The sequence below is a fragment of the Rhizomicrobium sp. genome (assembly GCA_037200385.1).
Classification (GTDB): Bacteria; Pseudomonadota; Alphaproteobacteria; order Micropepsales; family Micropepsaceae; genus Rhizomicrobium.
In genome coordinates this window covers 358,738-383,411 of the sequence record JBBCGL010000001.1, presented here as the reverse complement: position 1 = coordinate 383,411, position 24,674 = coordinate 358,738, and the positions used below count along the sequence as shown (strand labels likewise).

General features: G+C 65.9%; 20 protein-coding genes. 7 read left to right on the top strand and 13 right to left on the bottom strand.

The window, feature by feature from the left end:
• Positions 1-98: 98 nt before the first annotated feature.
• The 8 genes from WDM91_01615 to WDM91_01580 all read right to left on the bottom strand — a co-directional run bounded on the left by WDM91_01615 (position 99) and on the right by WDM91_01580 (position 9,582).
• Positions 99-611: an N-acetyltransferase family protein gene (locus WDM91_01615; protein MEI9993266.1), complete on the bottom strand. Its 513-nt coding sequence runs from the start codon at positions 609-611 to the stop codon at positions 99-101.
• Positions 604-2,073 (bottom strand): NAD(P)H-hydrate dehydratase, encoded by a 1,470-nt coding sequence (locus WDM91_01610; GenBank protein ID MEI9993265.1) that lies wholly within the window; start codon positions 2,071-2,073, stop codon positions 604-606. Before WDM91_01610 ends, WDM91_01615 begins: the two co-directional genes overlap by 8 nt.
• Entirely contained in the window at positions 2,070-2,831 is a 762-nt protein-coding gene (locus WDM91_01605; GenBank protein ID MEI9993264.1) for a GNAT family N-acetyltransferase, read from the bottom strand. The genes WDM91_01610 and WDM91_01605 overlap by 4 nt, the downstream gene beginning before the upstream one ends.
• 347 nt (positions 2,832-3,178) lie before the next feature.
• Positions 3,179-4,585, bottom strand: a complete 1,407-nt coding sequence (locus WDM91_01600; protein ID MEI9993263.1) for an amidase — start codon at positions 4,583-4,585, stop codon at positions 3,179-3,181.
• 176 nt (positions 4,586-4,761) lie between these two features.
• Positions 4,762-5,316 (bottom strand): histidine phosphatase family protein, encoded by a 555-nt coding sequence (locus tag WDM91_01595; protein MEI9993262.1) that lies wholly within the window; start codon positions 5,314-5,316, stop codon positions 4,762-4,764.
• A gap of 36 nt (positions 5,317-5,352) precedes the next feature.
• Positions 5,353-6,492, bottom strand: coding sequence for a serine hydrolase domain-containing protein (locus tag WDM91_01590; GenBank protein MEI9993261.1), 1,140 nt, complete (start codon positions 6,490-6,492; stop codon positions 5,353-5,355).
• A gap of 149 nt (positions 6,493-6,641) precedes the next feature.
• Positions 6,642-8,201, bottom strand: coding sequence for an acetyl-CoA acetyltransferase (locus WDM91_01585; protein ID MEI9993260.1), 1,560 nt, complete (start codon positions 8,199-8,201; stop codon positions 6,642-6,644).
• 220 nt (positions 8,202-8,421) lie between these two features.
• Positions 8,422-9,582 (bottom strand): aminotransferase, encoded by a 1,161-nt coding sequence (locus WDM91_01580; GenBank protein ID MEI9993259.1) that lies wholly within the window; start codon positions 9,580-9,582, stop codon positions 8,422-8,424.
• 220 nt (positions 9,583-9,802) lie between these two features.
• Between WDM91_01580 and WDM91_01575 the strand changes: the two genes are divergently transcribed.
• Complete coding sequence (locus WDM91_01575) at positions 9,803-11,437, top strand: amidohydrolase family protein (GenBank protein ID MEI9993258.1); 1,635 nt, start codon at positions 9,803-9,805, stop codon at positions 11,435-11,437.
• Positions 11,434-12,024 (top strand): hypothetical protein, encoded by a 591-nt coding sequence (locus tag WDM91_01570; GenBank protein ID MEI9993257.1) that lies wholly within the window; start codon positions 11,434-11,436, stop codon positions 12,022-12,024. The genes WDM91_01575 and WDM91_01570 overlap by 4 nt, the downstream gene beginning before the upstream one ends.
• A gap of 157 nt (positions 12,025-12,181) precedes the next feature.
• On the opposite strand, the gene WDM91_01565 is transcribed toward WDM91_01570, so the two are convergent.
• Both WDM91_01565 and WDM91_01560 read right to left on the bottom strand, forming a co-directional pair.
• Positions 12,182-12,889 carry a GIY-YIG nuclease family protein gene (locus WDM91_01565; protein MEI9993256.1) on the bottom strand — a complete coding sequence of 236 codons (708 nt, stop codon included), beginning with the start codon at positions 12,887-12,889 and terminating at the stop codon, positions 12,182-12,184.
• Positions 12,890-12,955: 66 nt separating this feature from the next.
• On the bottom strand, positions 12,956-13,132 hold the full coding sequence (locus WDM91_01560; GenBank protein ID MEI9993255.1) for a hypothetical protein: 177 nt from the start codon (positions 13,130-13,132) through the stop codon (positions 12,956-12,958).
• Positions 13,133-13,384: 252 nt separating this feature from the next.
• Between WDM91_01560 and WDM91_01555 the strand changes: the two genes are divergently transcribed.
• The 4 genes from WDM91_01555 to WDM91_01540 all read left to right on the top strand — a co-directional run bounded on the left by WDM91_01555 (position 13,385) and on the right by WDM91_01540 (position 18,206).
• On the top strand, positions 13,385-13,723 hold the full coding sequence (locus tag WDM91_01555) for a P-II family nitrogen regulator (GenBank protein ID MEI9993254.1): 339 nt from the start codon (positions 13,385-13,387) through the stop codon (positions 13,721-13,723).
• Between the two features lie 51 nt (positions 13,724-13,774).
• The gene (glnA, locus tag WDM91_01550; GenBank protein MEI9993253.1) at positions 13,775-15,196 is read left to right on the top strand and encodes a type I glutamate--ammonia ligase; all 1,422 of its coding nucleotides are present in this window, start codon (positions 13,775-13,777) and stop codon (positions 15,194-15,196) included.
• A gap of 198 nt (positions 15,197-15,394) precedes the next feature.
• On the top strand, positions 15,395-16,705 hold the full coding sequence (locus tag WDM91_01545) for a hypothetical protein (protein MEI9993252.1): 1,311 nt from the start codon (positions 15,395-15,397) through the stop codon (positions 16,703-16,705).
• Between the two features lie 67 nt (positions 16,706-16,772).
• On the top strand, positions 16,773-18,206 hold the full coding sequence (locus tag WDM91_01540) for a hypothetical protein (GenBank protein ID MEI9993251.1): 1,434 nt from the start codon (positions 16,773-16,775) through the stop codon (positions 18,204-18,206).
• A 143-nt stretch (positions 18,207-18,349) separates the two neighbouring features.
• Here the strand turns inward: WDM91_01540 and WDM91_01535 are convergent, their stop codons facing one another.
• Both WDM91_01535 and WDM91_01530 read right to left on the bottom strand, forming a co-directional pair.
• Positions 18,350-19,792, bottom strand: a complete 1,443-nt coding sequence (locus WDM91_01535) for a HAMP domain-containing sensor histidine kinase (protein MEI9993250.1) — start codon at positions 19,790-19,792, stop codon at positions 18,350-18,352.
• Between the two features lie 86 nt (positions 19,793-19,878).
• Positions 19,879-21,294: an ATP-binding protein gene (locus WDM91_01530; GenBank protein MEI9993249.1), complete on the bottom strand. Its 1,416-nt coding sequence runs from the start codon at positions 21,292-21,294 to the stop codon at positions 19,879-19,881.
• A gap of 156 nt (positions 21,295-21,450) precedes the next feature.
• On the opposite strand from WDM91_01530, the gene parE reads away from it, so the two are divergent.
• A complete protein-coding gene (parE, locus tag WDM91_01525; GenBank protein MEI9993248.1) occupies positions 21,451-23,412 on the top strand; it encodes a DNA topoisomerase IV subunit B in 1,962 nt (653 codons plus the stop codon).
• A 154-nt stretch (positions 23,413-23,566) separates the two neighbouring features.
• Here the strand turns inward: parE and WDM91_01520 are convergent, their stop codons facing one another.
• On the bottom strand, positions 23,567-24,559 hold the full coding sequence (locus WDM91_01520; protein MEI9993247.1) for an IS5 family transposase: 993 nt from the start codon (positions 24,557-24,559) through the stop codon (positions 23,567-23,569).
• Between the last annotated feature and the right edge of the window lie 115 nt (positions 24,560-24,674).

Genomic DNA, 24,674 nt, shown 5'->3' with positions numbered 1-24,674 from the left:
TCCACTCCGCGCGCGCAACCAGTGTTTTGTCGTTCCCGAATATAAAGAGAGGATCAATTCGTCAATCGGATTTTGCATCGAATCGATGGCGACGTGACCTAGGACGCTCCCGTCAAAGGCTTGAGCCATAGTGCGACATCCCAGTAGCGGTCGAACTTGCGGCCGATCTCGCCATAGGTGCCGATCGGTGCGAAGCCCAGGGCGCGGTGGACGGCGTTGGAAGCATCGTTGGGCTGGGTGATGCCGGCGAAGGCGCGGTGGATGTCCTCGCCCTTGAGGGAATCGAACAGGGTCTCGTAGAGGCGGCGGCCGAGGCCTTTGCCGCCCTCGCCCGGCGCCAGATAGATGCTGGTCTCGATGGAGGTAGCATAGGCCTCCTTCTCCTTGAACTTCGCCGAGCAGGACCAGCCGACGGCGCGGCCGTCGCGCGCCGCGACGAGGCAGCGATAGCGACCAGCGAGCGCGAACTGGTCCAGCCATTCGCGGCGCTGCGCCAGGGTGCGCGGCTCGAGGTCGAAGGTGATCGGCGTGTGGACGACGTAGTGATTGTAGATGCTCAGGAGCGCGGGCAGATCGCCCCGCTCTGCCGGCCGTATCGCGACGTCATTCATCGTCCTTCAGCGCCCTCAGGACCGCGGGAAGCAGTTCGGGCAGATCCTCCGCGATCAGACCGGGGCCGAACGCATTCGCGGCTTCGCCGTGCAGCCACACACCGGCGCAGGCCGCGTCGAACGAGTCCAGCCCTTGCGCCATCAAACCACCGATGAAGCCGGCGAGTACATCACCGGATCCGGCGGTCGCCAATGCGGGCGGCGCATTGCTGTTGATGACGGCGCGACCGCCGGGTGCGGCGACGACCGTGTCCGCTCCTTTGAGCAGCACGGTGCATCCCGCCTGCGCAGCAGCGGCGCGCACGGCTGCGAGCTTGCTCGCCGACGATGCGAGGAGGCCGGGAAACAGGCGTTCGAACTCGCCTTGATGCGGCGAAAGGACGGCAGGCTCCCGCAGCAACCGGAACAGCACTCTGGGCTCGGCCCGGAAGGCCGTCAGCGCATCGGCATCGAGGACGCAAGCCGCCTTGCTGCGCAGGACCGCGGCAACGAGCTCCTGGGTGGCGCGACCGCTGCCGCAGCCGGGGCCGATGACGGCAGCATTGAGGCGCTCGTCCTTCAACACGCCGGCGAGGCCGGCTGATCCGTCGAACGGCTTGACCATGATGGCGGTGAGCGCGGCGGCGTTGACGGCGAGCGCCTCTTGCGGGCTCGCGACGCTGACGAGGCCGGCGCCGATGCGCAGCGCGCCGCGGGCGGTGAGACGGGCCGCACCGGTGGCGTGGGCCGGGCCGCTGACGACGACGCAATGGCCGCGCGCGTATTTGTGACCCTCGGTCTTCGGCCAGGGATAGGACCAGAGCGACGGTCCGTTCTCCGACAGTTTCGGCTTGATGGCATCAAGCGCCGCCTCGGGGATGCCGATATCGGCGACCACGACCTCGCCGCAGCGCTCCCGGCCCGGCAGCAGCAGATGCGCCGGCTTCTTGCGGAAGAAAGTGACGGTGAGGCCGGCGTCGAAGGCGGCGTCGCCCAGTGGCCGGCCGGTGTCGCCATGGATGCCGCTGGGGATGTCGATCGCGATGACGCGGGCCTTGTAGGCCGGCGAGGCGAGCGCGAGGCGTTTCGCCTCGCCGTCCAGCGGACGCGACAGGCCGGCGCCGAACAGCGCATCGACGAACAGGTCGGCCATGCGGTTGCTCTCGGCGATGCGGATGGTCTCACCGCGCCAACGGCGGATCATTTCGGCCGCCTCGCCCTTGTAGTCAGCGACGTCGCCCAGCGTCTCGACCCAGACGTCCCAGCCGCGGGCATCGAGATGGCGCGCCGCGACGAAGCCGTCGCCGCCATTGTTGCCCGGACCGCAGAGCACGCAGACCGGGCGCGGGCTCCAGCGCTTGCAGATCTCGTCGGCGACGGCCCGCCCGGCCTGCTCCATCAGCTCGAACGGCGCCACGCCGTGGCTCGCCGCATAGCGGTCGGCGGCGGTCATCTCGTCGACGGTGAGGATCTCGCTGGTCATCGCACCCGGTAATGATACCGATAGAGTTCGCAGCCGAAGCCTAGACGCTCATAGAGCCGAATGGCAGGGCTATTCGCGGCGACCACCTGCAGGCAGGCACCGGTGGCGCCGGCGGCCTGCGCCCGGGTGAGCAGCGCGGCAAGCGTGGCGCGGCTGAGGCCCATCCGGCGCTGGGCGGGATCGGTCACCACCCATTGGATGCAGGCCATCTTCTCATGGAGGCCGCAGAAGGCGACCGAGGCGATGTCGCCGCCCTCGCCCCGCGCCTCGGCGAAGAAAGTGGGAACAGCGACGGCGTCGAGCACGGCGTGCAGCGCGCGCGCCTCCTCCAGCGTGCGGCGGGAATGGATGCGGTGCGCCTCCAGCCATTCCTTGGTGGGACGGGTCTCGTGCACCTCGGTGAAGATCGCGGTGCTCGGCCTGGGCGGCTTGTTGCGGCGGAAATTCATGTAGAGCGTGACGGTCTCGTCCTCGGCGCGATAGCCGCGGGCGTCGAGCACCTGCTCGAGTTGCGGGTCGGCATGGCTGAGGATGCGGAAATAGGAGGGCCGGCCATGGGCGCGGTAGATCGCCTCGCAATAGGCGATCTTCTCATGCAGCGGGCGGCGGCCGGGGCCGATGACGTTCACCGAATTGGTCCGACGCGTCGCGCCGTTGGCGAGGCGGATCAGCCAGCCGTCATAGAAGACCTCTTTCAGCGCGGGCCAGGCGTTCATGCAGGTCTCTTCGACCTGCGCGGCGAGTTTGGGCGTGTCCATGCATTCCCTCCGTGTGAGAAGGCCGGGCGCGCGGGAGGTGCCGGATACGAAAAAGCCCCGCACGGTCCGGCGGGGCTTGTTGGAAAACTCGTGCGTCGTGCGCGCGTGCTCAACCGCCCCATCGGAGGGTGGTACGGCGTCGCGAGCTGAGGCGGTTCGAATTCATGCGGTGCACTATGCGGAAAATGAAGTGAGGTGCAAGAGCTTCTCCCAACTTGTCATCCCCGGCCGAGCGCAGCGAGGGGAAGGGGACCCAGGCGTCGAGACCGTGACGGTGTCGACCACCTGGGTCCCCTTCCCTTCGCGATGCTGGCGCATCGCTCAGCCGGGGATGACAGCTGTGTGTTTCAAAACCCCTTCGGCGTCTTGTCGTAATGGGGATCGGCGCTCTCATACGCGTAGCTCGCGGCCAGCACGCCGGCGTCGTCGAACATCTTGCCGACGATCTGCAGGCCGACCGGGAGACCGTCGCTGGTGAAGCCGCAGGGAACGCTCGCCGCCGGCTGCTGCGTCAGGTTGAACGGCGTGGTGAAGGGCGTCCAGGCCATCCAGGCATTGCCGTCGTCTTCGAAGGGCGAGAGCTTGTCGACGTCGAAGGCGGTGGTCGCGAGCTGGGGCGTCAGGAGGAAGTCGTATTTCTCCATGAACTGCCGCATCGCGCTGCCATAGGCGCCGCGCGCGAGGTTGGCCTCAAGGTATTCCTTCTTGGAATAGGCATAGCCCTCTTCCGCCATCCGACGCAGGCCCGGATCGAGTTGCTTTTTCTTCTCTTCCGGATATTCGCCGAGGAGGAGTCCTGCCCCCGACCACCACAGGGTGCGGAAGATCTCGCTCGGATCGCCGCCGGGCGGATCGACCGGTTCGACATGGGCGCCGAGCGCCTCGAAGCGCTTCGCGGCAGCGGCGACCAGCGTCTCGATCTCGGGAAGGATACGCGTCGCGAAGCCCATGCGCGGGCTGAAGGCGATGCGCTTGCCGGCCAGCGGCGCCTCGATGCCGGCGGCATAGTCGGTGGGCCCGTAAGGCAACGAATACCAGTCGCGCGCGTCGGGCCGCGCGACGACGTTGAGCAGCATGGCGCTGTCGAGCACGGTGCGGCTCATAGGCCCGACATGGGCGAGCGTGCCGAAGGGCGAGAGCGGATAGGCGGGCACCCGGCCGAAGCTGGGCTTGAGGCCGTAGGTGTTGGTGAAGCTCGCCGGGATGCGGATCGAGCCGCCGCCATCGGTGCCGAGCGCCAGGGCGCAGAAGCGCGCCGCGAGCGCCGCGGCGCTGCCGCCCGAGGAGCCGCCGGGCGTCTTGTCGGTGTTCCACGGATTGCGCGTGATGCCGGTGAGCGGCGAGTCGTTGGTGCCCTTCCAGCCGAACTCCGGCGTCGTGGTCTTGCCGATCAGCACCGCGCCCGCTTCGCGCAGCCGGGCGACGGTCGGCGCATCGGTATCGATATAGGCGCCGGGGTCGACGGTGAGCGAGCCGCGGCGCGTCGGCCAGCCCTTGGTGACCAGGAGGTCCTTCACCGCGACCGGCACGCCGTCCAGCGGCGAGAGCGGCGCGCCGGCCAGCCAGCGGGCCTCGGAGGCTTCGGCCTGGGCGAGCGAGGTGCCGGCGTCGATGTGGCAGAAGGCGTTGACCTGCGCATCGAGGCCCTCGATGCGGGTAAGGCAGGCCTCGGCGACCTCGACCGGGGAGAGGTCGCGGGACGCGAATAGCGCGGAGAGCTCGGAGGCGGTGAATTCGTGGGGGTCTTTGGACATGCGTGCTCGTTCGTCTTTCCAAACTCAGGATGTCATGGCCCGCGAATGCGGGCCACCCAGTTGATGCGGCGCGCGCTGCCGAATGTCTGGCCGGCGTTTCCTTCTTCGGCTCTGCGACGGTTTCACCTGGGTGGCCCGCACTCCGGCGGGCCATGACACTTATAATGAGGCAAACATCAATTCACCTTCGTCAGCGATGCCTCGCTACCCTTTTCGAGCAGGCGCAGCTTGCCGCCGGTGTTGTCGAAGACGGTCACCGAGCAGTTTTCGGGTGAGAAGACCACGACGCGGTCGTCGTTCTGGGCAGCGCCCATCAGGACGTTGATCGCGACATAATGCGAGAAGACCACCGCGTCCTCCTTGAGGCCCGCGATCGCGGCGACGCAGGCGTCGCGCCAGGCTTCGAGCTCGGGCGTCGTGCCGGCCCACGATCCGGCCATGTGGGCGCGCAGCCAGGCGACGCGGGCCTCGAGGCTCATGCCTTTGGGCGATGGGATTTCGGCGACGCGCGGCTCGATCACCGGGGGCTTGCTCCAGAGTTTGGCGAGCGGGATGGCGGTCTCCTGGGTGCGCTTCAGGGGGCTGGCGAGGATAAGGCGCGGGCCGAGGCCCTTGAGGCGCTCGGCGACCGCCTCGGCCTGGGAGCGGCCCAGATCGTCGAGGCCGGGGTCCATGTCTTCGCCGAAGCCGGCGGCGGCGCGGCCGTGTCTGACCATGTAGATGCGGGGCATGACTCTGTCCTGGATAGCGGGTGCGAAGGAGCTGCTTTACTTCGACAGCGCCTCCCAGGTCGCCATCGCGAGGCCGAAGCCGCGCATGTCGCCGGTCGTCGTGCCGTGCATCACGTTCATCACATAGGAGAGCGTGGTGTGCGCATCCAGGTCGATGATGATGATCGAGCCGCCATAGCCGCCCCAATAGAGCGTGTTGGGGTTGGGCAGCGGGACCGCGCCGCCCGCGAGGCCGAAGCCCAGGCCGAAACGCGCGGGGATGCCCATCACCTTGTCGGTGCCTTCGACCTGCAACTCCAGCGCCTTGCGGCAGCCGGCTTCGGACAAGAAGCGCTTGCCCTTGGCGACGCCGCCATTGGCGAGGATGGTGTGGATCTCGGCGACCGAGCGCGCATTGCCGGTGCCGCCGGCGGCGGGGATCTCGGCGCCGCGCCAGGCGCGCGTCCTGGTCTCGGAGACGTCGATGCCGGGATTGGTCGCCATGTTCTGTGTCAACTCGTTGACCGGGCCGCCGCTGTCGCCCACCGCTTCGCCGGGCGGCGGCGGGATGAGCTCGGCGACGCGGCCGTCTTCCGATGCGGGCAGGCCGATCCAGAAATCGGCGCCGAGCGGCTGCGCGATCTCCTCGCGGAAGACGGTGCCGATGGACTTGCCGGTGACGCGGCGGATCACCTCGCCGACGAGATAGCCTTGCGTGAGCGCGTGATAGCCGGGCGCGGTGCCCGGCTCCCAGAACGGCGCCTGGGCGGCGAGCAGCGACGTCATCTTGTCCCAGTCGTAGATGTCCTGGGTCGTGATCTTCTCCTTCCAGCCCGAGAGGCCGGCGGAATGGCTCATCAGGTGCGAGACCTTGACGGCCGCTTTGCCGGCGGCGGCGAACTCCGGCCAGTACTTCGCGACCGGCGCGTCGAAATCGATCAGGCCGCGGTCGGCGAGGAGGAGCGCGGTCAGTGCCGTCATCGTCTTGGTCGTCGAATAGACGTTGATGATGGTGTCCTTCACCCAGGGCCGGGTCTTCGCCGCGTCGGCGTAGCCGCCCCACAGATCGACCACGGTCTCGCCGTTGCGCGTGACGCAGTAGGAGGCGCCGATGTCGGCGCCGGTGGCGAAGTTGGCATCGAAGACGGTTTTGACGTTTTCGAAGCCGTCGTGGACGAAGCCTTGGGTGGTGGACATTTGGAATTCTTCCCGGACTGTTATCTGCACCAAATATGTCATGGCCCGCGAATGCGGGCCACCCAGGTGACGCAGCTCTTATGTCGTTATTTGCGCCCTACGCCCAACTGGGTGGCCCGCACTCCGGCGGGCCATGACAAGGGAGGGTGTTAGGTGAAGGTGAACAAATTCGTCACCGCGCCCGGCGTCACCGTTCCCGGTTTGCCCAGCACCTCTTCCCGCATCATCCGGTCTAGCGTCGCGTCGTCGTCCGGCGTGTGGGCGAGGAAGCGTCTGTCGCCGTCCTGCTTGCCGACGATGATGCCGAAGCGCTTGCCGCGGCGGTCCGTCACCACCGTGTAGGTCTCGACGGTCGCGGCGCCGCTCGGCTTTTCGATCACGGCGGGATGGGCCGTCGCGTCGATGTCTTTCTGGTAGGATTCGGGGTCCTCGCGCTGCCATTTTCCTTGCGTCGGGCGCGTCGAATAGATGCCGGCGGAGTGCTTGGTCACGTACCAGCCGTTTCCGGTCACGAGGCCGAACTTGCCGGGCGCGGTGCGGGCCTTGCCGGCCATCTGCACAATGGAATGCATGACGTAGTTGTTGCCGGGGCCGCCGAAATAGGGGAGCCCGCCGGTGATGGTGAGGCCGCGCGGATCGTCGGGCGCAATGCCGAGCTCGAGGCAGCCGATCTCCACCGCGCTCGGGAAGCAGGAATAGAGGTCGATGAAGCTGACGTCGCCGATGTCGAGATCGGCCATCGCGAACGCCTTCCTGCCGATGGTGCGGATCGCGGGCGAGGAATGGAAGTTCACCCGCTCGGAGACGTTCCAGATGTCGGCGGCGTCGCCGCAGCCGTGCAGGAAGACCCATTTGGATTGCGGGATGCCGAGCTCGCGCGCTTTGGCGACGGATGTCATCACCACGGCGGCGGCCATGTCCACTTCGATCACGGCGTTGAGATACTTCGTGTACGGAAAGCCGACGAAGCGGTTCTTGTCGGTCGGCGTCGCGATCTCTTCCGGGCTGCGATAGGTGGGGAACCAGGAATAGGGATTCTCCGACGCCACTTTGGTGAAGGGCGAGAAGAACTTGCCGAGCCAGTCGAGATGCTCGGCGGGGCTGCGGCGCTTCATGCCGCGCAGGCCGTTCTCGAACAGCGGGTAGACGTTGACCGGGAAGGCGAGGCCATGGCGGCGCTCGTAGTCGGTCGTGCCGGCACGCATGTCGCCGATCTCTTCCGGGTCGGAGCCGGGATCGGCGTCGGGGCCGGATGCCCAGCCGAGGTCGATGCCCTGTTTGATCGCGCTCAGCAGCGAGGCGATGTATTCGGCACCGGCGAGCAGCGCGACGTCGCACTCGCCGTTCGCGATCTCTTCGGCGGTGCGGTTCACCAGCCATTGCGGCGTGTTGCCGCCGGTCGCGGTGTAGAAGGCGCGGCGCGGCTTGGCGCCGAGCTTGTTCGCGAGGCTGAGCGGCGGATTGCGGAACATGCGCTTGGGCAGGCGGCCCTGGTCGCCGGGGCTGTCGGCCGTGAAGCGCACCACGGCTATGGTGTCTAGCGCGGCGGCGAGGTCGGCTGCGCCGGTGTCCGCGATGGCGTCGCGCGCAACCTTGGCCAGCATGTCGATGGGCGAGAGGCTGTCGCGGACATTGGTCTTGGCCGTGCGCTGCGTGAACTGTGCCCCGCCGACGAGGATGGGAGTGCGGGGGTCGAGGGAGTCGGTCATGGCGTGTTCCGATGTTCTGTTGCGGCGATGACAGCACGGGCACGCGGGGAATTCAAAGCGGGGCGGTTACGTCGGGTAACTCCGTTGTCATCCCCGGCGAGACGCACGGCGTGCGTCGAGGGAAGGGAACCCGGGTGGGAGATACCGTCACGGTATTTGGCGCCTGGGTCCCCTTCCCTCGCACCGCTTCGCGGTGCTCGCCGGGGATGACAATGATATTTTACCCGCGCGCCGTCCCGAAATACCGCTCCAACCGCGCAATCGCCTCGTCGATGACCTCGTGCTTCTTGCAGAAGGCGAACCGCACCATGTGATCGGGCTTGGCCTCGTCGAAGAACACGCTGAGCGGGATCAGGGCGACGCCGGCGTCCTTCACCAGGCGCTCGCAGAAGGCGCGGTCGGGCTCGTTGGTGAGGCCTCGGATTCCGGCGGTGAGGAAGTAGGTGCCTTCGCAGGGGAGGACGTCGAAGCCGAGGCGGCTAAGGCCGGCGGCGAGCTTGTCGCGCTTGGCTTGCAGCTCTCTCGTCAGGTTCAGGGTGAAATCGATCTGCTGCTCGATGCCGTAGGCGACACCAAGCTGGAGCGCGGTCGGCGTGGTGAAGGTGATGAACTGATGCGTCTTGGTGACGACCTCAACCAAAGCACGCGGGCCGGTGACCCAGCCGACCTTCCAGCCGGTCAGCGAGAACATCTTGCCGGCCGAGCCGATGCGGACGCAGCGCTCCGCCATGCCGGGAAAGGCGATCAGCGGCGGGGTGGTCTTGCCGTCGAAGACGAGGTGTTCGTAGACCTCGTCGCAGATCACAACGGCGCTCGTTTCCTGGACGACGCGCGCAAGGGCGGAGAGTTCTTCGCGGTCGAAGACGCGGCCGATCGGGTTGAGCGGGCTGTTGATGATCACGGCGCGGGTCTTCGGGCCGACGACAGCGCGCAGATCGTCCTCGGTGAGGCGCCAATGCGGCGGCTTGAGCTTCACGCTCTTCACGATGGCGCCGACCGCTTCGGCGATGGGCCGATAGGAATCGTAAGACGGTTCGATCAGCACGACCTCGTCGCCCCGCCCCACCAGACCCATGATCGAGGCGGTCAGTGCTTCGGTGGCGCCCGAGGTGATCAGGACCTGCGTCTCAGGATCGAAGTCGAGGCCGTAGAACCGCTTGGCATGGCCGGCGATGGCGCGGCGCAGCTCCACCCTGCCCTTCATCGGCGGATATTGGTTGGGGCCTTCGATCAGCGCGCGCGACGCGGCCTCGCGCACCGCGAGCGGGCCGTCCTCGTCCGGGAAGCCTTGGCCGAGATTGATCGCGCCATGCTCGATGGCGAGCGCGGACATGTGGGTGAAGATCGTGGTCGGGAGGGAGGCGAAGACGGGGTTGGGCATGGCAGAACTATCCTATGGAATGTCATCCCGGCCAAGCGATGCGTCAGCGTCGCGCAGAGCCGGGACCCATTCCTCCAGCGGCACGATGGGTCCCGGCTCTGCGCCCGGCTTTGCCGGGCTTGGCCGGGATGACAGTTTTGGATGTGTCTTGCCCTAGCGACAGGTTGCCTTGGTGCGCGGATGCCCTAGCATCCGCGGCAGATAACATCGGGAGGACAGCATGGCGCATGACATCGTCATTCGCGGCGGGAAGATCGTCGACGGCACGGGGGCCAAGGCCTTTTCGGGCGACGTCGGGATCAAGGACGGGCTGATCGCGGAGGTCGGCACCGTCGCGTCGAAAGGCGCGCGGGAGATCGATGCCGATGGCGCGATGGTGTCGCCGGGGTTCATCGACCTGCACACGCATCTCGACGCACAGATCGGCTGGGACCCGGACCTCACGCCGATCTCCTGGCATGGCGTGACGACGGCGCTGATGGGCAATTGCGGCGTGACCTTTGCGCCGTGCAAGCCGAAGGACCGCGAATTCCTCGCCGGCATGATGGAGTCGGTGGAGGACATTCCGCGCGGCGCGATCATGACGGGGCTGCCCTGGACCTGGGAGGATTACGGCGGCTATCTCGACACGCTCGATACGCTCCGGCCCGGCATCAACGTCGCCGGGCTCGTGGGACATAGCGCGGTCCGTTATTACGTGATGGGCGAGCGGTCCTTCGAGGACCAGGCAAGCGGCGCCGAGACGGCGCAGATGGCCGACATCGTGGCGCGCGCGGTGGATGCGGGCGCGGTCGGCTTCTCGACCAACCGCTTCGCGCCCCACAAGGCGCCGGACGGGCGCTCGATCCCCGGCACCTTCGCCGATCCGTCGGAGCTGGTCGCCATCGGCAAGGCGGTTGCGGCGCGCGGGGCGCTGATGCAGGCGGTCGGCGCGACGGGCGACGTGCTCAAGGTGCTCGGCGATGAAGCGGGCAGCCGCATCCTGTTCTCCTATGGCGTGGGCGCGGCCAAGGGCGATGGGCGCCGCTCGGCCGAAGGGATCGACAAGCTGGCGGAGGGGCGCGACCTCACCGCGATCTGCCAGGTGAAGGGCACGGGCTTCATGTTCGGGCTGCAATGCTCCCTGCCCTTCCGCGGCGAGAGCTGGGACAAGGTCCGCGCGATGGATTTCGCGGGACGAGTCGCGGCTATCCGCGATCCGCATATGGCGGCGCGGCTGATCGAGGAGGGCGAGACGCGGCTGCCGCTTGAGCATACTTATTATATCGGCGACGCCGACGTGCCGAACCTGACGGCGCCGCGCGATGCGAGCGTCAAGGACGCGATGGCGGTGCGCGGCGAGGCGTTTGTCGAGTTGTTCCTGCGGCTGTCGCGCGAGACGGAGGGCCGCGCGCTGTTCAACTATCGGCTGTTCTGCCAGGACATGGACGAGCTGGGCGATCTGTTTGCGAGCTCCAAGCATGTGCTGCCGAGCCTGGGCGATGCGGGGGCGCATGTCTCGCAGATCATCGATGCCGACTGGGCGACGTTCGTTCTCAAATACTGGGTCAAGGAGCGCGCGGTCTATTCGCTCGAGGAAGGCATCCAGCGGATGACTTCGGACGGGGCGCGGATCATGGGGCTGAAGGATCGCGGCGTGCTCGCGGTGGGCAAGCGGGCGGACGTCAACGTGATCGACCTGGAGCGGCTCACGCAGCTGCAGCCGCATATCGTGCACAACTTCCCGGGCGGTGCGCCGCATTTCACGCAGAAGGCGCGGGGCTACAAGGCGACGCTGGTGAACGGACAGGTCAATGTGCTGGACGACCAGTCGACCGGCGCGCGTGCGGGTCTGGTGCTGCGGCACGGGCGGTGATCGGGCGTTTCGCGCTGGTCGCGACGGCGCTGCTCTGCGGAGGAGCCTTCGCGGCCGCGGGCTGGCAGCGCGGGCCGGCCGAGACGGCGCTGCAATTCGCCGAACGTGTGCTGGCGGTCGCGCCGGACGCGGAACCTGACGCGCTGGAGGCGCGCTGGAACGGGCGGCCGGTGATCTTCGCGAGCTACATGCATCCGAGCGGGCAGGACAGCACGGATCGTCTGGTGGTGATGCTGGACAAGGCCGCGGATGGTTCGTACCGCAAGATCGACGTCACCACCGGCGAGGAGGAAGGCGGCGCGGCGCGGGTCGAGGCCATTGGTTTCGCCAATGCGGACCGCGATCCGGCGCAGGAGCTGATCGTCATCCTGAGCTGGAACACGGAGCATTACGACGTCAGCGGCACGTTCTATGAGGTGCGCATCTTCGACGACGCGGCGGTGCGCGGGCAGCTTACTTACCTGAAGGCGGTCAGCGCCCATTTCGGCGGCGATTGCGACTGCACCTGGCGCGACGGGAAGACCAAGCATTTCCGCTTCAAGACCATCGCGGCGGTGAAGGCGGAATTGAAGCGGATGGGGTTTTAGGCGGGCCGAACACGCATTTGCATGTACGAGAAGACTCCCTTCGATATCGATGACCTGATTGCCGGCATCACCGATGAAAGCAGGCACGAAGAAATCGGATTGGACCGCGATGTTCGCCCACCACCGCCACGCAGCGCTCCAAGCACCGTGCTGCTCGCTAGCCTGCGATCTTTAATCCATCGACGATCTTGCGATAGCTTTCATACCAAGAAACAACTCTTTCCGGCGATGTCTGAAACCACTCTGTCCCGAAGCCCTCGTCAATTCGCGTGCCGGCTTGATCAAGGGCGGCGTGAATCGCTCGCTCCAACATTCGTCCGTCATCTGTAGCTATTACAAGGCCAACTATCGGAGCGACTGCGATGCTAGTAAGGGCCCCTTGCGAAAGGATACGGGTGGTCACAAGTCCGGCCGTGAACCCAATCTTACATGGCCAATGGTCCCGACCTTCAAGACGAGCCAGTCGTTCGTCGGAAGATTGATAATAAAGATAGACAGACTCGGCTCCCGATCCGAGTTTGTGGCGTGGCGGAAGCTGCTCCCCATCGCCGCCGACAGCTTCATCGAGAGTTGCCAATGCGGAATTGTCGAGTTCTTCACCAGCTAACGTGCTTTGACCAACTCGGTACCAGCCGACCGACGGACGGACCAACCTTCCGTCTGTCACCAGCGAACTTAGAGCCTTTTTTAAAGTTGCCTCCGCGTCGTTGGCTGCCGTGCCAGCCGAGCTAACGTGCTTTTGAACGACAAATTTCAATATGTCATCGCGCTTTACCGGATTTCTCGATGAGCTAACGAATTCGAGTGCCAGCTCGGCCGCGATGCTCGGCGACAAAGGAATGCCCTTGTATTTGTAGTCATTCATTCGAAACCCTATCGCGTCGATTGCGGAGGCTTCCAACCACCAATTCCAGCACGCATGTGAATGTCGTCACGCCTCGTCGCCCTCGCGCGGCTTCTCGCCGCGCTTGCGGCCCATGATGCGATCGAAGGCGCGAAAGTCGGCCCGCCCTCGCCGATCCGCGAAATATTCGGCCGTCTTGAGTGCATGCGTCTCATGGGCCTTGCCAGAAGTACGGGGCTTGGTTCGTGCTCGAGTCTTCTTCATCGCTTAGCCTGTTTGCCAACAGTTTCGGTACCGCGCAGTTCCTTCATAACGGTGTTCATGGGTGGCCGCCACGAGGGCGGCCATGACGGTGAAAAAATAGGCATTCGGCCGTGAATTTAGGCGGCCGCTTCAGCGGCGGCGAGAGGCCGTCCACAACCCATTGAATCTCCTATACGATTTTTACGCGAAAACCGGCACGAGTCCTGCTAAATCGTTAACGCTGCGGCCGGTTGAGCCGCCGGGGAGACATGCATGAAAAAGATCGAAGCGATCATCAAGCCGTTCAAGCTGGATGAAGTGAAAGAGGCGCTGCAGGAAGTCGGCGTCCAGGGAATCACCGTCACCGAGGCCAAGGGCTTCGGGCGGCAGAAGGGCCATACCGAGCTCTATCGCGGCGCCGAATATGTCGTCGATTTCCTGCCGAAGGTGAAAATCGAGATCGTCGTGGACGAAGCGCGGGTCGAGGCGTCGGTCGACGCCATCCAGAAGGCTGCGCGCACGGGCCGCATCGGCGACGGCAAGATATTCGTCCTCAATGTCGAAGAAGCGATCCGCATCCGGACCGGCGAGACCGGCGCGGACGCGATCTGAAGAATCCATACCGGGTTTAGGTTCAATCTCTTGAAGGGGAATACGTAAGTCATGGCACATAGTCCTGCTACTCCGGCCAGCATCCTGGCGCTGATCAAGTCCAAGGAAGTCAAGTTCGTCGACGTGCGGTTCACCGATCCGCGCGGCAAGTGGCAGCACGTGACCTTCGACCTGTCGATGGTCGACGAGGATTTCCTCACGCAAGGCACGATGTTCGACGGCTCCTCCATCGCGGGCTGGAAGGCGATCAACGAGTCGGACATGACGCTGGTGCCCGACCTCGACACCGCCGTCATCGATCCGTTCTTCGCCCAGACCACGCTGGTGCTGATCTGCGACGTGGTCGAGCCGACCACCGGCCAGCGCTATGGCCGCTGCCCGCGCTCGATCGCCAAGGCGGCGGAGAGCTATGTCAATTCGTCGGGCGTCGGCGACACGACCTATTTCGGCCCCGAGGCGGAGTTCTTCATCTTCGACGACGTGCGCTTCGAAGTGGGCATGAACAAGGGCTACTACTATCTCGACGCGATGGAAGGCGCCTACAACACCGGCACGGAATACGAGCAGGGCAACCTCGGCCACCGTCCGGGCGTCAAGGGCGGCTATTTCCCGGTTCCGCCGGTCGACAGCGCGCAGGACATGCGCGGCGAGATGCTCGCCATCATGGGCGACATGGGCATCCAGCCGGAGAAGCACCATCACGAAGTCGCCACCGCGCAGCATGAGCTCGGCTTCAAGTTCAACACGCTGACCAAGTGCGGCGACTACATGCAGATCTACAAATACGTGATCCACCAGGTCGCCGCCGCCTATGGCAAGTCGGCGACCTTCATGCCCAAGCCGATCTACGGCGACAACGGTTCGGGCATGCATGTGCACCAGTCGATCTGGAAGGCCGGCAAGCCGCTGTTCGCCGGCTCGGGCTATGCCGACCTGTCGGACACCTGCCTCTACTACATCGGCGGCATCATCAAGCATGCGAAGGCCATCAACGCCTTCACCAACCCGCTGACCAACTCCTACAAGCGCCTGATCCCGGGCTTCGAAGCGCCGGTGCTGCTCGCCTATTCGTCGCGCAACCGCTCGGCGTCATGCCGCATCCCGTTCTCGAACTCGCCGAACGGCAAGCGCGTCGAGGTCCGCTTCCCCGATCCGGGCGCGAACCCCTATCTCGCCTACGCCTCCATGCTGATGGCCGGCCTCGACGGCATCGAGAACAAGATCCATCCGGGCGACCCGATGGACAAGGACCTCTATGCCCTGCCCCCCGAAGAGCTGAAGCAGGTGCCGACGGTGTGCGGCAGCCTTCGCGAGGCGCTCGAGAATCTCGACAAGGACCGCGCCTTCCTCAAGAAGGGCGGCGTGTTCAGCGACGACTTCATCGACGCCTATATCGAGCTGAAGATGGGCGACGTGTACGCCTTCGAGCACACGCCGCACCCGGTCGAGTTCAAGATGTACTACTCGGTCTGACCGGCCGCACGATCGCAGGAAGGGCGCGGCGCGCATGTGCCGCGCCCTTTTTGTTTGGACCGACGGGAAGCCCGGACCGGGAGCGACAGCTGGCTTCCGGGTCCGGACTCCATTGGCGGCCGCCAGACGGCCGGCGAATACATTGCCTATACTTCGGGAAGTATAATAGTCTCGCGCCGCGCGAAGGCGGGGGCTGGGGTGAGCGCTGCACCGAATACTGCGAACAACTTACATATCTCGGATCTGCGCTGGATCGTCGCCGGATCGATCCTTGCGGCGTTCTTCCTCGTCGTCTTCGGCATGGTGCTGATCCTCATCTCGGCGCTCCAGCTCCAGCATTCGATCGAAGGGCTGCCGCCGGATGTCGCCAAGGGCGTGACGATCGGCAAGGTCCGCGAGGACGTCGCCACCCTGGATGGCCGCGAAAAGCTGCAGGCCAGCCGCGCCGCCGAACTCGACAGCACGCACGACAAGCTGGCCGGCTTCGACGCCGAGATGCGCGCCGCCGTGACAAAAATCTCGGCCGCGGAACGAAGCGCCGAACATCAGGTCGCCGCGATCCTGCTCCGCTATCCCGATCTGGCGAAGATCGGCATCGCGCTTCCTTCGGACACAGGCACCAGCGGCTTCAGCCGTTCGGTCCAGGACCGCCTGGATGGCATGCTGAACGACCTGATCGCCAAGGCGGCGGGTGGGAACATCCCGGGTGCCCAAGTCGACAGCTTCAGCCGCGAAGTCCGGGTGGCGCTGGCCCCCGCCATCGACAGTTTCAACACGGCCGATGCGCAGTGGCGCCAGGACTACAACAGTTCGCAACTGGCGACCGGGCGGGAAAAGGAGCTTGCCACGCCGCTGCCGGACCTTCCTACCCTGTTCAAGAACGATCAGTACGCCGGCGTTCTCGAAGACTTCCGCGCGTACGAAGTGTTCGGGACATCGGTCTTCAAGGTCGTCTGGCTGCCCAACGCCATGCTGGTCCTCCTGCTGGCGATCTTCATGGGCATGCTGGGCAGCCTGATCCACCTGACGCGCCGGGTGGTGCTCGAAAAATGCTTCGCGACGACGGGCGAGATGCTGTCGCGGATCGGATTGGGCGCCGCCGTGGCGCTGGCCCTGTTCTTCTTCTCCGCCGCCGGCGTGCTGGCGATGTCGCAAAACTCCGCCAGTCAGAGCGGCGACCATGCGATGAGCCCCTATCTCATCTCGTTCCTCGGCATCACGGCGGGTTACCTGTCGGATCGCGTCACCGCCTGGATGCGCGAGATCGGGGAAAACACCTTCAGCCTGAAAAGCGCGGAGGAGCCCGCCCGCTGGGCGGTGGGGCTGAAAGCCGAGATGGCACGCCAGAACCTGACATCGCAGACCCTCGCCGCGGCGATCGGCGAGACCGTCAGCGACCTCGACGACTGGCAGGCCCTGACCAAGCAGGTGCCGAGCGCGGCGCAGAAGGCGCTCGCCTATTATCTGCGCGTCCGTCCGAACACCCTGTTCACCGATGTGCCGCCCTGAGAGCCCATCGACATGGGAAGCCCGGCGTTGCTGTTGAAGATTTGCCCGGAATGGAAAGGCAAGCGACATGGCGAACACGTCCTACGCCGCAGAGCATCCGACACAGAACGCCGTGTTCCGGTCGCTGAATGCCCTGGCGCCGCAAATCCGGCGCGTGCTGATCGGGCTGTTCCTGATCGCGGCGTTCTCGGCGACGGGCGCGGTGCTGCTGTTCGTGCTCACGGCCGAGCAGTTGCAGAACGCGATGGCGGCGCCGGACCTCTCGACGACCAAGTCGACCATCGGCGCGATCCGCCAGGACGTGGCGTCGGTCGAGTACTACTATTCGCAGCTCGACGTCATCTCGAAGAAGCAGAAGGCGGTCGAGGACGCGCTGGGCACGGCCGATGTCGACTCGCGCGGCGCGCTGGCGCGGATGACGAGCAGCGCCGACGACGTCACCACCTTCATCAACCAGAACGACACGGCCTATATCCTGCCGCCGCTGAAGCTGCGCCCCTTCGCGCCGCCGCCGGGCGTTTCGCCCCCAGCCCTCGCCGCGACCGGCGGATCCGGCCCGTCCGCGCCGCCGCCCGCGACGGCGCAACTGGAGATCCTCGATTTCGACAGCGTGGTGACCGGTTATCTCGCAACCTATTATTCCGAGCTGGGCGAGGCCGACGCGTCGCCGCAGGCGGAGACGGCCCGCAAGGCGCTCACAGAGTTCAAGACACAGATCTATGCGAGCTTCGAGGTCTATCGCAAGGCGCATTCGGAATACGACGCCGACACCGCCCGGCTGGCGTCGCTGAAGGCGCAGGAGAGCGCGCTCGACACGCGCAACAAGGATCTCGACGAGGAGATCGCGCCCAAGGGATCGGCGCTCTCCAATCCGGCCTATTGGAATCTGTGCGAGGACTTCTTCTCGTTCAAGACGCTGGTCGGGGAGAACGCCTATCACATCGTTCTGCTGCCCAAGATGATGCTGGTCCTCACCCTGGCGATCTTCATGGGCATCCTGGGGAGCCTGATCTATATCAGCCAGGATTTCCTCAAGGACCCCGAGGGACGCGGCTTCTGGGACATCCTGTTCCGCATCGGGCTGGGCGCGGGCGTGGCGTTCGCGCTGTTCTTCTTCGCGGCCGCCGGCATGCTGGCGATGACGCAGAGCTCGGCACCGAGCGCGCAGGCCAATATGAGCCCCTATCTCATCTCGTTCCTCGGCATCACGGGCGGCTATCTGTCGGACCGCGTGACGCAGTGGATGCGCGAGGTGGGCGAGAACACCTTCAAGATCAATCCGGGCGGGCCGCCGCCGCGCTGGGCGGTCGGACTGGACGCGGCATTGAAGAGTGGCGGGCTGACGGGCGCGGCGCTTGCCGCGGCGACCGGTGCGACGGCGGCGGAGGTCGAGGACTGGATCGCGCTGAAGAAGCCCGTGCCGGGGGAGAAGCAGGTGCTGGTGTCGGCCTTCCTGCGCCTGCATCCGAGCGCGATCTTCACGGATATCGAGCCGGGGTAGCGCGTTGTCATCCCCGGCCGAACGCCGCGCAACGGCGTGAGGGGAAGGGGACCCAGGTAGGAAATACCGTGACGGTGTTTCCTACCTGGGTCCCCTTCCCTCGCACTCGCTAGCGCTCGTGCTCGCCGGGGATGACAAGCACGTTACGCCGCCGCCGCTTCGCTCTCGGTCTTGAGATCCGGCAGGCTTGCCGGGAGCACGACATAGGCGCAGCAGCCCTTGCCGGGTTCGCTTTCCAGCCAGGCGCGGCCGCCATGCAACTCGGCGAGGCCGCGCACCAGCGCGAGGCCGAGGCCCGTGCCGCCGGCCTGGCGGTCGTAGCGGTTGTCGACCTGGCTGAACGGCGTGAAGATCTTGTCGAGCTTCTCGCGCGGGATGCCCGGGCCGTTGTCCTGGACGCTGATCTGGAAACCGCCACAGCGCGCGAGCTCGGCGCGGACCATGATGCGGCCGCCCTCGGGCGTGAACTTCACCGCGTTGGAGCACAGGTTGATCAGGATCTGCTTCAAGGCGCGCTCGTCGGCATAGAGCGGCGGGCAGGATGCGTCGATCTCGATGCCCAGCGTCTGCTGGCGCTCGCGCGCCTTGGCACCGATCAGCTTGAGCGCGATGTCGAAGGTGCGGCGCGCGTCCAGCGGATGCGGCGCGATCTCCATCTTGCCGGCCTCGATCTTGGCGACGTCGAGCAGGTCGTTGATCAGGCTGAGCAGATGGGCGCCCGAGGAATGGATGTCGCCGGCATATTCCTTGTAGCGCGCCGAGCCGACGGGGCCGAAGCATTCCTGCGCGATGATCTCCGAGAAGCCGAGGATGGCATTCAACGGCGTGCGCAGTTCGTGGCTCATATTGGCGAGGAACGCGGTCTTCGACGCGTTCGCGGTCTCCGCCTCGAAGCGCTTGCGCAGGGCTTCGTCGCGGGTCTCCTCCAACTCGCGCGCCAGATCCTCGACCTGGAAGCGCAGGCGGGCGTCCTCGTCGACGCGGCGCGCCAGGCGGCGGCCGTCGAAGAAGAGCTGCGCCGCGAAGCCCGGGATGACGAGCGCGGTGCCGTAGTCGAGCATCGAGCCACCGAACGCGAAGCGCAGCGCCGCCACCGCCGAGATCGGCGCCAGGCAGGCGATGAACATGTCCATATGGGTCGCGCGGCTGACGATCAGGGTCGAGAGCATCGCGATCGTCGCGCCGGCGAGGAAGATATGGTTGATCTGGCTGGCCGGATCCCACAGCAGCCAGGGCACCAGGCCCCAGATCGTGCTGATCACGACCTGCAGCACCGTCATGCGCGCGAACCAGGGGCGCACCGCTTCGTAGTCGGTCTGGCCCGCCGTGGTCATCTGGTAGAAGGAGACGATGTTCGAGGCGAGGAACATCGTGATCGACACGACGCAGGGCAGCAGGATCGCCTCGGCGAACGGACGCTGACCGAGATAGCCGAAGCTGTCCGACCCGAGCCAGGCGAGCGCGAGGGCCCAGAGCGGCGAGGTGAACCGCGTCGTGCGCATCGCGGAGGCGACGAGGTCGAGTTGCGCGTTCAGCACCCGCACGTCGGCGCTGCGCCTCACCCTGAGCTGCTGTCCAAATCCCACCGGCCGAATCCCTGCCTGCCGCCCGCGGATGCGAGGCCCGTGGATCGTAGGGCGTGGTTCTTAAAATTCTCTGAGAGCTGTAAAGGTTAGCCGGCCATTACTTGGGCCGGCGCGGAGAATTCGGTCACTAACGGGAAGTAAACATAGACTTTGGTGCCGCGTTCGGGCGCACTTTCGATCCAGACCCGGCCGCCATGCAGGTCGACAAGGCCCTTCACCAGCGCGAGACCCAGGCCGGTGCCGCCGGACTGGCGGCCATAGCGGTTGTCGATCTGCGAGAACGGCTCGAAGACGCGTTCGAGCTTCTCCTCGGGAATGCCCGGGCCGTTGTCCGCGACCTCGAGCAGCAACCCGCCATTGCCGCTGCGTTGCAGCGCGATGTCGATGCGGCCGTCCTCGGGCGTGAACTTCACCGCGTTGGAGAGCAGATTGAGCGCGATCTGCCGGAAGGCGCGGTCGTCGGCGACGAGCAGCGGCAGATCCGGCGCGATCTCGCAACGGATCGTCTGGCGCCGCTGGCGGGCGCGGGGCCCGATCAGCCTTTCGATGTCGGCGACCGCCGCGGCGGCGTCGAGCGGCCGCGGCTCGATCTCCATCTTGCCGGCCTCGATCTTGGCGACGTCGAGCAGGTCGTTGATGAGGCTCAGCAGATGCGCGCCCGAGGCGTGGATGTCGGAGGCGTATTCGCTGTAGCGCGCCACGGCCTGCGGCCCCAGCGATTGCTGGGCGATGATGTCGGAGAAGCCGAGGATGGCGTTGAGCGGGGTGCGCAGCTCGTGGCTCATATTGGCGAGGAAGTTCGTCTTGGCGGAATTGGCCGCCTCGGCCTCCTGGCGGCCGCGCAGCGCCTCGTTGTTGCTGGCCCGCAGCGCCGCGGACAGATCGACATTGGCGAAATGCTCGCGCAGCGACTGGTCGATGCGCTTGGCGCCGCTGACGCCCATCAGCGAGATGTAGACCGTCCACAGCGGCAGCAGCTGGGCGAAGACCAGGGGCACCTCGCCGGTTCCCGTCACCAGCCGCGTGCCGTAGATCAGCGTGATCGGCACGACGCCGGCGAACAGCACCTCCAGCAGCGCGGCGCGGGTGAAGACCATCGACCACACGACCGAGACGAACATCATGCACAGATAGATGCTGCTGACGGTGTTGCCGCGCACGTTGAAAAGGCAAAGGACGGTTCCCCAGACGACGCCGATGCCGAATTGCAGCGCCACGAGCTGCCAGCGCAGTGCGGCGGGGTTGCGCAGCCGGTGGCGGTTGCGCAGCCAGATCGCCGTCGCCGCGGCCGAGAGCGCCGCATGCAGCGCGAAGGCGAGGAAGAAGTGCCAGAGCGGCACGCGCCCGAACAAACCGCTGGCGCGCAGCAGCGGAAGGAACAAGACGATCGTCCAGAGCGGGTTGAGGCCGATGGTGGACGGCAGGGTCTCGACGAGCAGTCTCAGGCGCGCCTCGGCGACGCGCGGCGGCTCCGAAATCGTCCACAGATGAAAGCTACGCATACCGGTGCCGCTCGACAATCCGCCGCTCGTGCGACGCCGTCCCAAATGTAGAAAACCGCAGTTAAGAAAGGGCTGCGAGGCGGGCCCAGGTTTCGCTGGCTTTCGCCTCGGTTAAGCTTAGAAGTTCCCGAATCGCAACGCTCGCACACGGCACCCATGGCCAAAGACCTGTTCGACGACAACGCGCCCGCTTCGAAGGGCTATACCGCCAAGGACATTGAGGTCCTGGAAGGCCTGGAGCCCGTCCGCCGGCGGCCCGGCATGTATATCGGCGGCACCGACGAGCGCGCGCTGCACCATCTCGCCGCCGAAATCCTCGACAATGCGATGGACGAGGCGGTTGCGGGCTTCGCCAACCGGATCGAGGTGGAACTTTCCGCGGGCGACGTGCTGACGATCCGCGACAATGGCCGCGGCATTCCCACCGACCCGCATCCGAAGTTCAAGAACAAGTCGGCGCTCGAAGTCATCATGACCACGCTGCATGCCGGCGGAAAGTTCGGCGGCAAGGTCTACGACACCTCGGGCGGATTGCACGGCGTCGGCGCCTCGGTGGTGAACGCGCTCTCGGAATGGATGGAAGTCGAGTCGGCGCGCGACCGCCAGGCGCAGAAGATGCGCTTCGAGCGCGGCCATGCGGTGGGCAAGCTCAAGGACCTCGGCGCGGTCAACCGGCGCGGCACGATCGTCTCTTTCCATCCCGACGCGCAGATCTTCGGCAAGGACTGCCATTTCTCGCCGGCGACGCTGTACCGGATGGTCAAGTCGAAGGCGTATCTCTTCCGCGGCGTCGAGATCCGCTGGAAATGCGATCCCGAACTGATCAAGGGCGAGACGCCGGCCGAGGACGTGCTGAAATTCCCCGGCGGGCTGCTCGACTTCCTCAAGAGCGAGGTCGGCGCGAGCAACACGGTCAACCAGCGCGACTTCTCCGGCCGTACCGAGAACAAGGACGGCAAGGGCGCGGTGGAATGGGCCGTCACCTGGACGCCGCAGATCGATCCCTTCGTGCATTCCTATTGCAACACGATCCCCACCTTGCAGGGCGGCACGCATGAACAGGGTCTGCGCACGGCGCTCACCAAGGCGCTGCGCAGCCATGGCGAGCGGGTGAACAACCGCAAGACGGCGCTGATGACGGCGGACGACGTGATGAGCTGCGCCTGCGCCGTGCTGTCGGTGTTCATCCGCGAGCCGGAGTTCCAGGGACAGACCAAGGACAAGCTGTCCTCGCCCGATGCGCAACGGCTGGTCGAGAACGTGGTGCGCGATCATTTCGATCACTGGCTGGCGGAGAGCCCGGCGGAGGCCGACCGGCTGCTCGACTTCGTGATCGACCAGGCGGAGGACCGGCTCAAGAAGCGCCAGGAGAAGGAAACCCAGCGCAAATCGGCGACCCGCAAGCTGCGGCTGCCCGGCAAGCTGTCGGACTGCACGCGCGGCGACCGCGCGGGAACGGAGATCTTCCTGGTCGAAGGCGACAGCGCCGGCGGCAGCGCCAAGCAGGCGCGCGACCGCGCGACCCAGGCGGTGCTGCCCCTGCGCGGCAAGATCCTCAACGTGGCGAGCGCGGCGGCGGGCAAGCTGCAGCAGAACCAGGAGCTCAGCGACCTGGTGCAGGCGCTGGGCTGCGGCACGGGCAGCAAATACCGCGAGGCCGACCTGCGCTACGACCGCGTGATCGTGATGACCGATGCCGACGTCGACGGGGCGCATATCGCGTCGCTGCTGCTGACCTATTTCTATCGCGAGATGCCGCAACTCATCAAAGAGGGGCATCTGTATCTCGCGATGCCGCCGCTCTACCGCATGACGCAAGGCGCCAAGACCGAATATGCGCGCGACGAGAAGCATCGCGACGCGCTGCTCAAGACCGCGTTCCGCGCCGGCGCCAAGGTCGAGATCGGGCGCTTCAAGGGCCTGGGCGAGATGATGCCGGCGCAGCTCAAGGAAACGACGATGAAGCCGGGCGCGCGCTCGCTGCTGCAGGTCGAGATCGCCGAGGATGCGCGCAAGGACACCGAGAGCATCGTCGAGCGGCTGATGGGCAAGAAGCCCGAGCTGCGCTTCCAGTACATCCAGGAGAACGCGCAGTTCGTGACCGGGGTGGACGTTTAGAGTCCGTTGTTTTCAAGTTGATGCAACAATCCGGTGTCATGGCCCGCATTCGCGAGGGCTTTTCGGAAGTTGGGGGTTTGGGGCTCGCATTTGAGCTTTGAGCCTTTTGCAGGGATTGCGCTCCGGGTGGATGGCCCGGCTTGGTCGGATCGGACTACGCGACCGCGGCCCAGCGCTTGAGGTTTATGGCGATGGCTGCGAGGTGGAAGGCGCAGGCGTTGCGTGCCAGGCCTCGGTATCGTGCACGCTTGAGGCCGTGGACGTTCTTGAACAGCGCGAACAGCGGCTCGATGGCGCCACGGACCTTGGCGAGGCGGCTGTTGCGGGCATGCTCGTCTTGCGTCAGTGGGCGTTTGGGATGGCCGCGCCGCATGATGTGATTGGTGATGCCCATCGCGCCCAGCCGGACCGCGCGGCCGTGGCTGTCATAAGCCTTGTCGGCGTAGACGGCCTGCTCGTCGCCGCAGATCAATTGGTCGGCAACCGCGCTCTCGTTGATGTTGGCCGGTGTGAAGAGGAGGCGGCGGATAAAGCGGCTGGTCTTGTCCATCGCGGCGTGCAGCTTGTAGCCGAAGTGGTATTGGCCGTCCTTCTTTGTCCAGGCCGCGTCGGGGTCGTGCTCGCTGCCCACCAGCTTGCTCGCCGCTCTGCCCGCATCGTCACGCGGACCATCGCCCTGCGGCCTGGGCGGCCGGTTGACCGCGGCGGGGATCAGCGAGGCGTCGATCAGCGTGCCTTGCTTGAGCACGAAGCCGCCGGCCTCGATCTGCCGGCCAATCTCGGCGAACAGCGCCTCCTCCAGCCCGCCCGCCAGGCTCTCGCGGAACCGCCACAGCGTAACGTGGTCGGGGATCGGATCGCTCAGCGCAAGGCCCGCAAAGCGCCGGAACGATAGCCGGTCCTTCAGGCCTTCCTCCAGGGCCGGGTCCGACAGCGCGTACCAACGCTGCAATATCAGCGCCTTGAACAGCATCAGGGCCGGATAGCCCGGTGCCCCCATCGGACCACCGCGCAACGGCGCCAGCAAGACTTCCACCGGTGCCCAGTCCAAAAGCGCAAACACTCGGTCCAGCGCCCCGCTGCTGCCGCCAGCCGCAACAACCGCCCCATCCGCGAAGCTCAGCTGCCCGATACGACGTTCCGCCATCGCCCAATCCACCGTCCGATCAACACAGACAATGAATCAGTAATCCCAACTTCCGAAAAGCCCTCGCTTTTGCGGGCCATGACAGGTTTTTGGCTGACTCCTTCTGATCACAACA

Bases quoted from the DNA above. Each gene is read 5' to 3' on its own strand.
- WDM91_01615 (MEI9993266.1), bottom strand. From the start codon at position 611: ATGAATGACGTCGCGATACGGCCGGCAGAGCGGGGCGATCTGCCCGCG.
- WDM91_01610 (MEI9993265.1), bottom strand. From the start codon at position 2,073: ATGACCAGCGAGATCCTCACCGTCGACGAGATGACCGCCGCCGACCGC.
- WDM91_01605 (MEI9993264.1), bottom strand. From the start codon at position 2,831: ATGGACACGCCCAAACTCGCCGCGCAGGTCGAAGAGACCTGCATGAAC.
- WDM91_01600 (MEI9993263.1), bottom strand. From the start codon at position 4,585: ATGTCCAAAGACCCCCACGAATTCACCGCCTCCGAGCTCTCCGCGCTA.
- WDM91_01595 (MEI9993262.1), bottom strand. From the start codon at position 5,316: ATGCCCCGCATCTACATGGTCAGACACGGCCGCGCCGCCGCCGGCTTC.
- WDM91_01590 (MEI9993261.1), bottom strand. From the start codon at position 6,492: ATGTCCACCACCCAAGGCTTCGTCCACGACGGCTTCGAAAACGTCAAA.
- WDM91_01585 (MEI9993260.1), bottom strand. From the start codon at position 8,201: ATGACCGACTCCCTCGACCCCCGCACTCCCATCCTCGTCGGCGGGGCA.
- WDM91_01580 (MEI9993259.1), bottom strand. From the start codon at position 9,582: ATGCCCAACCCCGTCTTCGCCTCCCTCCCGACCACGATCTTCACCCAC.
- WDM91_01575 (MEI9993258.1), top strand. From the start codon at position 9,803: ATGGCGCATGACATCGTCATTCGCGGCGGGAAGATCGTCGACGGCACG.
- WDM91_01565 (MEI9993256.1), bottom strand. From the start codon at position 12,889: ATGAATGACTACAAATACAAGGGCATTCCTTTGTCGCCGAGCATCGCG.
- WDM91_01560 (MEI9993255.1), bottom strand. From the start codon at position 13,132: ATGAAGAAGACTCGAGCACGAACCAAGCCCCGTACTTCTGGCAAGGCC.
- WDM91_01555 (MEI9993254.1), top strand. From the start codon at position 13,385: ATGAAAAAGATCGAAGCGATCATCAAGCCGTTCAAGCTGGATGAAGTG.
- glnA (MEI9993253.1), top strand. From the start codon at position 13,775: ATGGCACATAGTCCTGCTACTCCGGCCAGCATCCTGGCGCTGATCAAG.
- WDM91_01540 (MEI9993251.1), top strand. From the start codon at position 16,773: ATGGCGAACACGTCCTACGCCGCAGAGCATCCGACACAGAACGCCGTG.
- WDM91_01530 (MEI9993249.1), bottom strand. From the start codon at position 21,294: ATGCGTAGCTTTCATCTGTGGACGATTTCGGAGCCGCCGCGCGTCGCC.
- parE (MEI9993248.1), top strand. From the start codon at position 21,451: ATGGCCAAAGACCTGTTCGACGACAACGCGCCCGCTTCGAAGGGCTAT.
- WDM91_01520 (MEI9993247.1), bottom strand. From the start codon at position 24,559: ATGGCGGAACGTCGTATCGGGCAGCTGAGCTTCGCGGATGGGGCGGTT.